This is a genomic window from Psychrobacter sp. TB20-MNA-CIBAN-0197, from assembly GCF_040309765.1.
GTDB lineage: Bacteria > Pseudomonadota > Gammaproteobacteria > Pseudomonadales > Moraxellaceae > Psychrobacter > Psychrobacter submarinus.
Map to the genome: position 1 here is coordinate 1 of NZ_JBEOPC010000948.1, position 256 is coordinate 256.

Below are 256 nucleotides of genomic sequence, written 5' to 3' on the forward strand. Positions count from 1 at the left end.
TCCATATGATGCTCAAGCTCCGCTTGATTGACAATCAACTGTTGGGTTGGTAGCGCATGCTCGACCTTATATTTTGCCACTTGATTGAGCACATCAACGAATACCACATTTTGCTTGTCATAAAACTCCATGACGTCGTTAGCATTAATATAAGCTTGTAACTGAATCACATAACAGTCTTGACGCAGCTCTAAAATATTGACTTGATTCCATTCATTATTGGTCAAATAATGCTCATTTAAAAACTCGTCTAAGT

General features: G+C 37.5%; 1 pseudogene. It reads right to left on the bottom strand.

From position 1 onward, the window contains the following. Positions 1-227: pseudogene (locus tag AAEY83_RS16680) on the bottom strand (mechanosensitive ion channel family protein); the annotation flags it as partial. Between the last annotated feature and the right edge of the window lie 29 nt (positions 228-256).